Below are 7,148 nucleotides of genomic sequence, written 5' to 3' on the forward strand. Positions count from 1 at the left end.
CAAAAGTCGCAATCAAAACCCCTGCGAGTTGAAACTGAGGGGTAATCGTCACCGACAAGGGAACTCTTCGAGATCTTCCTGGCATCCTCCGAGACCTCCCCGCCACACCCAGCGGCCGACTTGCCGTGGCCGTTCACACGACAATCGCGACGTTTTCGTAGAGTGTGGGCGTGGTTTCACTGATCACCCAAGGTAACTCGACCGATCCGGACGGACGGTCCTTCATTCGGCGGCGCTGGGAGCCCTGGGCGGCCATGGTGGGCGTCATCGCTCTCATCTGCGTCGGCGTGTGGTTCAAGGCGCTGACCACGAGCGAGGGTGACCAGGGTGCTATGGCCTGCAACTCCCCCAGCCCCGCCTCGAGCACAACCGCGGCCCAGCCCGCCCCCCTCGGAGAGCGGGTGGGGGCGTCGCGATTGCGGGATGTGGAGCCCGCGGCCCTCGCCCAGTCGAAGGTGCGCGTGTTCAATGCCAACGGCCAGCGCGGTCAGGCCGCGCACGTGGCCTCCGAGCTGGGTGACCTCGGTTTCGCCAGTGCACCGGACGTGCAGATCGGTAACGATCCGGTGTACGTGAACGGCGACCTCGAATGCACCGGGCAGATCCGTTTCGGCGTGAAGGGCCGGCCCGCGGCGGCGTCGGTGCAGCTGGTGGCGCCGTGCGCCGAGCTCATCGAGGATCAGCGCCAGGACGACACCGTGGACATGGTGCTGGGCTCGCTGTTCCGGGATATCCGGCCCGACACCGATGCCGAGGAGGTGCTGAAGTCGCTGAAGAACCCGACGCCCGGCACCGCGCCGGCCATCGACCCCAAGCTGCTGGAGGCCGCGCGGCACGCGAAGTGCTGAGAATCTCTTTCGCGGGGTGTGTGCTCTGACCGGCAGACCCGGCGCGAAACTCCGACCGGCGCAACCAAATATATGAACCGGAGAACACGAATCACCGCGATCCTTCGATCGCGGCGATTCGTTTTGCCCGGTCCGGACCGGCGGTCAACCGTGCCCGGTGGTCGTCCAGCCCGCTGTCACGGCACCGGGATAGGGGTGGTGACATCCAGACGCCTGAACAGACCGAACAGTTCGTCAGCGATGCCGGGGGCGGCCGCGGACACCAAATCGCCTGCGGTGCCCGGCGAGTCGGGTCCGGGCGGCAGGATCAGGCGTGCGCCCGCCTCGGTGGCGATGAGCGCGCCCGCGGCCCAGTCCCACAGGTTCAGGCCGTGCTCGTAGTAGGCGTCGGTGCGGCCCTCGGCCACGGCGCACAGGTCCAGCGCCGCCGAGCCGAAGCGGCGGATGTCGCGAATGTGCGGCAGCACCTGCGCCACCAGCTCACCCTGACGGATCCGGCGCTCGGTGGCGTAGGCGAAGCCGGTGGCCACCAGCGCCATGGACACCGCGTCGACCCGGTTGGCGCGCAAGGCAATCGGCGCACCGCCCGGGGCGGTGCCGTCCACGCTGGAATCGGCACGGTGCGCACCCAGGCCGAGCCCGGCGCTGTAGGTGACCGCGTGCGCGACATCGGCGACCGCGCCCGCGACGGGACGGCCGCCGCGCACCGCGCCCACGGACACCGAGTAGGACGGGATGCCGTAGACGAAGTTGACGGTGCCGTCGATGGGATCGACGACCCAGTGCACCAGATCCGGGTCGTCGGCCAGGGTGCCGCCGTCCTCCTCGCCGACCACGCGGTCGCCGGGGCGCAGTTCGGCGACCAGTTTGCGGACCAGCTGCTCGGTCTCGGTGTCGACGATGGTGACGGGGTCGGTGGGGGTGCTCTTGGACTGCACGGCGTCCTGCTCGTGCGCGCCCGGCCCGAAGACCTGCGGCCGGCGCTCGCGGACGTGCGCGGCGGCGGTCTCGGCCAGATACACCGCGACGCGGCGCAGTTCGGCGATATCGGACGTGTCGGTGGTCGTGGCGGCGGCGGGGACGGTGGACGTGAAATTCGATTCCGGCACGAGCACCATCGCAGCACAGATCCGGCATCCGGCGCATTAGGCTTGTCGTGCACGACACAAGGCGGAGGTCGATCGAGCGGTCATCGGCCGGTGGCGTCGACTCGCCGGCATCCCAGGAAAACGAGGAGTGGTCCATGTCCGATCCCGGACGCGCGTTCGGCATCGATATCGGCGGCAGCGGTGTGAAGGGCGCCGAGGTCGATCTCGCGACCGGCGAGCTGGTCTATGAGCGCATCAAGATCGTGACGCCGCATCCGGCCACTCCGAACGCGGTCGCCGAGGCGGTCGCCAAGCTCGTCGCGCAGTCCGGCTGGGAGGGCCCGGTCGGCATCACCATGCCGAGCGTGGTGCTGCACGGGCAGATCCGCACCGCCGCCAATATCGACCCGACCTGGATCGGCATCGACGCCCGGCACCTGTTCTCGCTGGCGCTGAGCGGCCGCGACGTGACCGTCCTCAACGACGCCGACGCGGCGGGCATGGCCGAGGACCGGTACGGCGCAGCAAAGGATCTCGACGGGTTGGTAATGCTGCTCACCTTCGGCACCGGTATCGGATCGGCCGTGCTGTACAACGGCGTGCTCGTGCCCAACAGCGAGCTCGGGCACATGGAGGTCGACGGCCGGGAGGCCGAGCACCGGGCCGCCGCCTCGGTCAAGGATCGGGTCGGCATGTCCTACCCGGAGTGGGCGCGGGAGGTCAGCAAGGTGCTGGTCACCTTGGAGAACCTGTTCTGGCCGAACGTGTTCGTCGCGGGCGGCGGCATCAGCCGCGACTACCAGGAGTGGATTCCGTTGCTCACCAACAGAACCCCCGTGGTACCTGCCGCGCTGCGCAACACCGCGGGCATCGTCGGAGCAGCCATGGCGGTGTCAGCCGGGATCGCACCGTAAGTAAGCTGGTTCGATCGTTACAATGGAACACATGCCCGGCGGTAGGCCGGAAACCGACACCGGCACGAGAGCCGGTTTACCCCCCGACAGAACCGCTCCGCCGGATCACCACTCTGGCGTGACGCCGCACGAGACCGTCACGAAAGGGCGTACGTGGTAGCCACGAATACCCGAGAGACCGCCGAATCGGCCGAGGCCGCCGACTCAGCAGATACCACCGCAGCACGGCCGGTCAAGAAGGCTGCCGCGAAGAAGGCCCCGGCCAAGAAGGTCGCGGCGAAGAAGACCGCGGCCAAGAAGACCGCGGCGAAGAAGGCGACCAAGGCCACCGCCAAGAAGACGGCGGCGAAGAAGGCCTCGCCGAAGAAGGCCGCGGAGCCCGGCGCCGAAGGCGCTGAGGGCGACGAGGTCATCGACGACGATTCGCTGGAGCTCGACGACCTGGGTGACATCGAGATCGACGAGGACGACCTCGAAGAGGACGACCTGGTCGACGAGGTCGAAGAGGACGAGGAAGAGGCGGCCGGCCCGGCTGCTCCCGCCGCCGAGGGTGAGGAGGCCGAAGAGGCCGACGAGCCGTCGGAGAAGGACAAGGCCTCCGGTGACTTCGTCTGGGACGAAGAGGAATCCGAGGCGCTGCGCCAGGCCCGCAAGGATGCCGAGCTCACCGCCTCCGCCGACTCGGTCCGCGCCTACCTCAAGCAGATCGGTAAGGTCGCGCTGCTCAACGCCGAGGAGGAGGTCGAGCTCGCCAAGCGCATCGAGGCCGGCCTCTACGCCACGGAGAAGATGCGCGAGTTCGCCGAGAAGGGCGAGAAGCTGCCGGTGCAGTCGCGCCGCGACTTCCAGTGGATCATGCGCGACGGCAACCGCGCCAAGAACCACCTGCTGGAAGCCAACCTGCGACTGGTCGTGTCGCTCGCCAAGCGCTACACCGGCCGTGGCATGGCGTTCCTGGACCTGATCCAGGAAGGCAACCTCGGTCTGATCCGCGCGGTCGAGAAGTTCGACTACACCAAGGGCTACAAGTTCTCGACCTACGCGACGTGGTGGATCCGCCAGGCCATCACCCGCGCCATGGCCGACCAGGCCCGCACCATCCGCATCCCCGTGCACATGGTCGAGGTCATCAACAAGCTCGGCCGCATCCAGCGCGAACTCCTCCAGGACCTGGGCCGCGAGCCCACCCCCGAAGAGCTCGCCAAGGAAATGGACATCACGCCCGAGAAGGTGCTGGAAATCCAGCAGTACGCGCGCGAGCCCATCTCCCTGGACCAGACCATCGGTGACGAGGGCGACTCCCAACTCGGCGACTTCATCGAAGACTCCGAAGCCGTAGTCGCCGTCGACGCGGTCTCCTTCACCCTCCTCCAGGACCAGCTCCAGTCGGTCCTGGAGACCCTGTCCGAACGCGAGGCCGGCGTAGTCCGCCTCCGCTTCGGCCTCACGGATGGCCAGCCCCGAACCCTGGACGAAATCGGCCAGGTCTACGGCGTCACCCGCGAACGCATCCGCCAGATCGAGTCCAAGACCATGAGCAAGCTCCGCCACCCGAGCCGCTCCCAGGTCCTGCGCGACTACCTCGACTAGCGATCACCCGAGTTTGGGCCGCTGAGCTGCAGCTCAGCGGCCCAAACTCGGATCAGGACCTGAGCACAGCGCTCTCAGTCCTGGATATCAGCAACAGAATTACCTTCGACAGCTCTGCGGCGTCCACAGCCCAAGCCCGTCGAGTATCGAAACAAGTTGTGCTGCAGAAATTGCGCCGCATTGCGTAGATATGCCGGGCCGGCAGACCGTTTCCGGCCCGACTCGAGGTCAGGACGAGCTTTGGCATCCGTGCCCAACGAATTGTTGTCTCGCCTGGTCAGGTGTCGTCTGGTCTCGGTCGCGTTCGTCATGGACGAGCAACTGCGCTTTCAGCCATGCTCGCTGGATTCGTCGATACCCACGAGAAGTCGAGTGCTCCGAACCACGGAATGAACTGCGCGGCAACCGATCCCGTGCCAGATGAGCTTTCCGTGCACCGGCCTCAGGACAGTTTCGCTTCGGGGGCGAAGGCGGGCAGTTTCTCGAGGCTGCTGCGGACAGCTTCGGCGCCGTACTCGAACATCTGCCGCTCGTAGTCGTCGACCGCGTTACGCAGATCGCGGCGGCCTTCGTCGGCCTCGATCAGGCAGCGGCGCAACAGGTCCGCATCGCGCAGCGCGGTGTTCGCGCCGTTGCCGCCGGTCGGGGAGGTGGCGTGGATCGCGTCGCCGAGCAGCGTGACCGGGCCGAACGCCCAGCGCTCACCGGGCTTGACCACTCGGATCGAGAGCAGTGTGCTGTTGTCCGGGTCGGCCTGCTCGATCAGCGCGCGCAGCGCCGGGTGCCAGCCCTCCATCCTGGACAGCACGGCGTCCTGCGCGGTCAGGTCCTCCAGCGAACTGTTCGGCGGCAGGATCATCGCCCAGCGCACGTAGTCGCCGATGTCGGGCAGCATGACCTCGGGGGCCAATCGCTCGGCGGCCCGCTTTGGCGGGGTACGGAAGCGCATCGCGCCGAGCAGCAGGCTGACGCCGTCGCCGGCGATCTTCGAGCCGAAAGCCTTGGACAGGGCTGCGAATTCGTCGGTCAGCGGGGTGCGGCCGATGACGAACCGGACGCCGGTGTCGGTCGGGGTGGTGTGCGGCGACAACACCCCGCGGACCGCGGAGGTGACGCCGTCCGCGCCGACGAGCAGGTCGGCGGTGGCCGGGTCGCGGCGGGCGAACCGGGCTCGGACCTTGCCGTCGGCCAGCACGTCGTAGCCGGTCAGCGCGGCATCGGTGTGTACGGTGAGACCGGTCAGCAACAGGTGTCGCAGCACCTGCCGGTCGACGACGATGCCGGTCCGGCCCGCGCCGAGCCTGCCGATCTCGTTCAGCCACGGGTCCAGGATCAGCTGTTCGGCGGAGGCGTCCATGACGATCTCGTCGAGCAGCGGGCGCCAGCGCGTCGGCAGGCAGCCGCGCACCGCCTGGAAGCCGGTCGGATTCAGCACGAGCCGGTAGCCCTGGAACCGCGCGACGATCCCCGGGTCGCGCTCGAACACGTCGGCCTCGATCCCGGCACCACGCAGACCCTGCGCGAGAGCCAGACCTCCCAGACCGGCTCCGACGACGGAAACTCGCATCACGCACCTCCTGGAGAACAATACGAACTTAGTTCGCTATGACGATCTAAGTTCTACGTAACGAACTTTGTTCGTGTCAAGCTATAGTTGCCGGTATGCCCGCCGATCCCCGCCAACGCCGCGCAGCCCGCCACGCCCAACCCGCAGCCGAGGCTGCCGTGTCGGCACCACGCAAGAAGCCCATCACCGTCGAACGGATCACCGACGCCGCCCTGGAGGTCGTCGCCACCGAGGGGTATGACGCGCTGACCATCCGCCGGGTCGCCGCAGCGCTTGGCACCGGTCCGTCGTCGCTCTACGCGCACATCGTCAACAAGGACGACATCGACGATTTGCTGATCGGCAGGCTCTACGCCGAAGTCGTGCTCCCCGAACCGAATTCGGACGCCTGGCGTGAGCAGTTGCTCGGGGTGTACACGCAGATCCGCGACCTGTACCTGAAATACCCCGGAGTCTCGCGGGCCGCGCTGGCCATGGTGCCGACCAACCTGGAAACGCTGCGGGTCGGCGAAGGAATCCTGGCGATCCTGCTCGCGGGCGGCATCGAACCGAGGACCGCCGGATGGGCCCGTGACGCGCTGTCCCTCTACGTCAGCGCCTATGCGCTGGAACAGTCGCTGGTCCAGCGACGGCGCCGCCATCAGGATCAGGATCAGGATCAGGATCAGGAATGGATGCTCAGCCACGAGGAGTTGCTGGACCGCTTCACCGCACTGCCTGCCGAGAAATTCCCACAGACTCGACGCCATGCCGCCGAGCTGATCTCCGGCACCGGACCCGACCGCTTCGAGTTCACCCTGGGCCTGCTCATGAATAATCTGCAGCCTGCATCCAGTTGACCTGGGGCGCGCAGTGGCCACATGGCACGACATGAGCGTGCAATCAACAAGCTACTGATCGACGGAGCCGTCTTCAGTTGTCAGTCAAAGATATTTAGTGCGATTACGCTCATGAGTCACCTCGATGACCTCGGACCAGCACACCGCCCACCCGGTTCTAGTGCGCGACTACCTCGACTAGCGATCACCCGGGATCGGGGGGGGGGGGGGCAAAACAAAGGGACAAGCCCCTCCTGAGAGAACAGGCAAAAGCAACAAAAGGGGGTGGCGTGTCTTGTTTCCACCTCTCCAAACAAGAGAGA

The 7,148-nt window shown here is 67.0% G+C and carries 6 protein-coding genes; 4 read left to right on the top strand and 2 right to left on the bottom strand.

The genetic code is table 11. The features are described 5' to 3' along the window. Window positions 1-170: 170 nt before the first annotated feature. On the top strand, window positions 171-848 hold the full coding sequence (gene cei, locus ACFXN1_RS04210; protein ID WP_379385870.1) for an envelope integrity protein Cei: 678 nt from the start codon (window positions 171-173) through the stop codon (window positions 846-848). 176 nt (window positions 849-1,024) lie between these two features. Here cei and ACFXN1_RS04215 read toward each other — a convergent pair whose 3' ends face one another. Continuing rightward, window positions 1,025-1,966 (bottom strand): inositol monophosphatase family protein, encoded by a 942-nt coding sequence (locus ACFXN1_RS04215; protein WP_379395648.1) that lies wholly within the window; start codon window positions 1,964-1,966, stop codon window positions 1,025-1,027. A gap of 125 nt (window positions 1,967-2,091) precedes the next feature. On the opposite strand from ACFXN1_RS04215, the gene ppgK reads away from it, so the two are divergent. After that, complete coding sequence (gene ppgK, locus ACFXN1_RS04220) at window positions 2,092-2,850, top strand: polyphosphate--glucose phosphotransferase (RefSeq protein ID WP_379446437.1); 759 nt, start codon at window positions 2,092-2,094, stop codon at window positions 2,848-2,850. Window positions 2,851-3,003: 153 nt separating this feature from the next. Next, the gene (locus ACFXN1_RS04225; protein WP_379395652.1) at window positions 3,004-4,440 is read left to right on the top strand and encodes an RNA polymerase sigma factor; all 1,437 of its coding nucleotides are present in this window, start codon (window positions 3,004-3,006) and stop codon (window positions 4,438-4,440) included. Between the two features lie 442 nt (window positions 4,441-4,882). On the opposite strand, the gene ACFXN1_RS04230 is transcribed toward ACFXN1_RS04225, so the two are convergent. Further along, the gene (locus tag ACFXN1_RS04230) at window positions 4,883-6,007 is read right to left on the bottom strand and encodes an FAD-dependent oxidoreductase (RefSeq protein ID WP_379446699.1); all 1,125 of its coding nucleotides are present in this window, start codon (window positions 6,005-6,007) and stop codon (window positions 4,883-4,885) included. A gap of 95 nt (window positions 6,008-6,102) precedes the next feature. Between ACFXN1_RS04230 and ACFXN1_RS04235 the strand changes: the two genes are divergently transcribed. Then, the gene (locus ACFXN1_RS04235; RefSeq protein ID WP_379446698.1) at window positions 6,103-6,846 is read left to right on the top strand and encodes a TetR/AcrR family transcriptional regulator; all 744 of its coding nucleotides are present in this window, start codon (window positions 6,103-6,105) and stop codon (window positions 6,844-6,846) included. Window positions 6,847-7,148: the final 302 nt, after the last annotated feature.

The sequence above is a fragment of the Nocardia sp. NPDC059154 genome (genome assembly GCF_042755705.1).
Taxonomy (GTDB): Bacteria; Actinomycetota; Actinomycetes; order Mycobacteriales; family Mycobacteriaceae; genus Nocardia.

What these genes read in the sequence shown, in the direction of transcription:
- ACFXN1_RS04215 (WP_379395648.1), bottom strand. Translation starts at nt 1,966, where the DNA reads ATGGTGCTCGTGCCGGAATCGAATTTCACGTCCACCGTCCCCGCCGCC.
- ppgK (WP_379446437.1), top strand. Translation starts at nt 2,092, where the DNA reads ATGTCCGATCCCGGACGCGCGTTCGGCATCGATATCGGCGGCAGCGGT.
- ACFXN1_RS04230 (WP_379446699.1), bottom strand. Translation starts at nt 6,007, where the DNA reads ATGCGAGTTTCCGTCGTCGGAGCCGGTCTGGGAGGTCTGGCTCTCGCG.
- ACFXN1_RS04235 (WP_379446698.1), top strand. Translation starts at nt 6,103, where the DNA reads ATGCCCGCCGATCCCCGCCAACGCCGCGCAGCCCGCCACGCCCAACCC.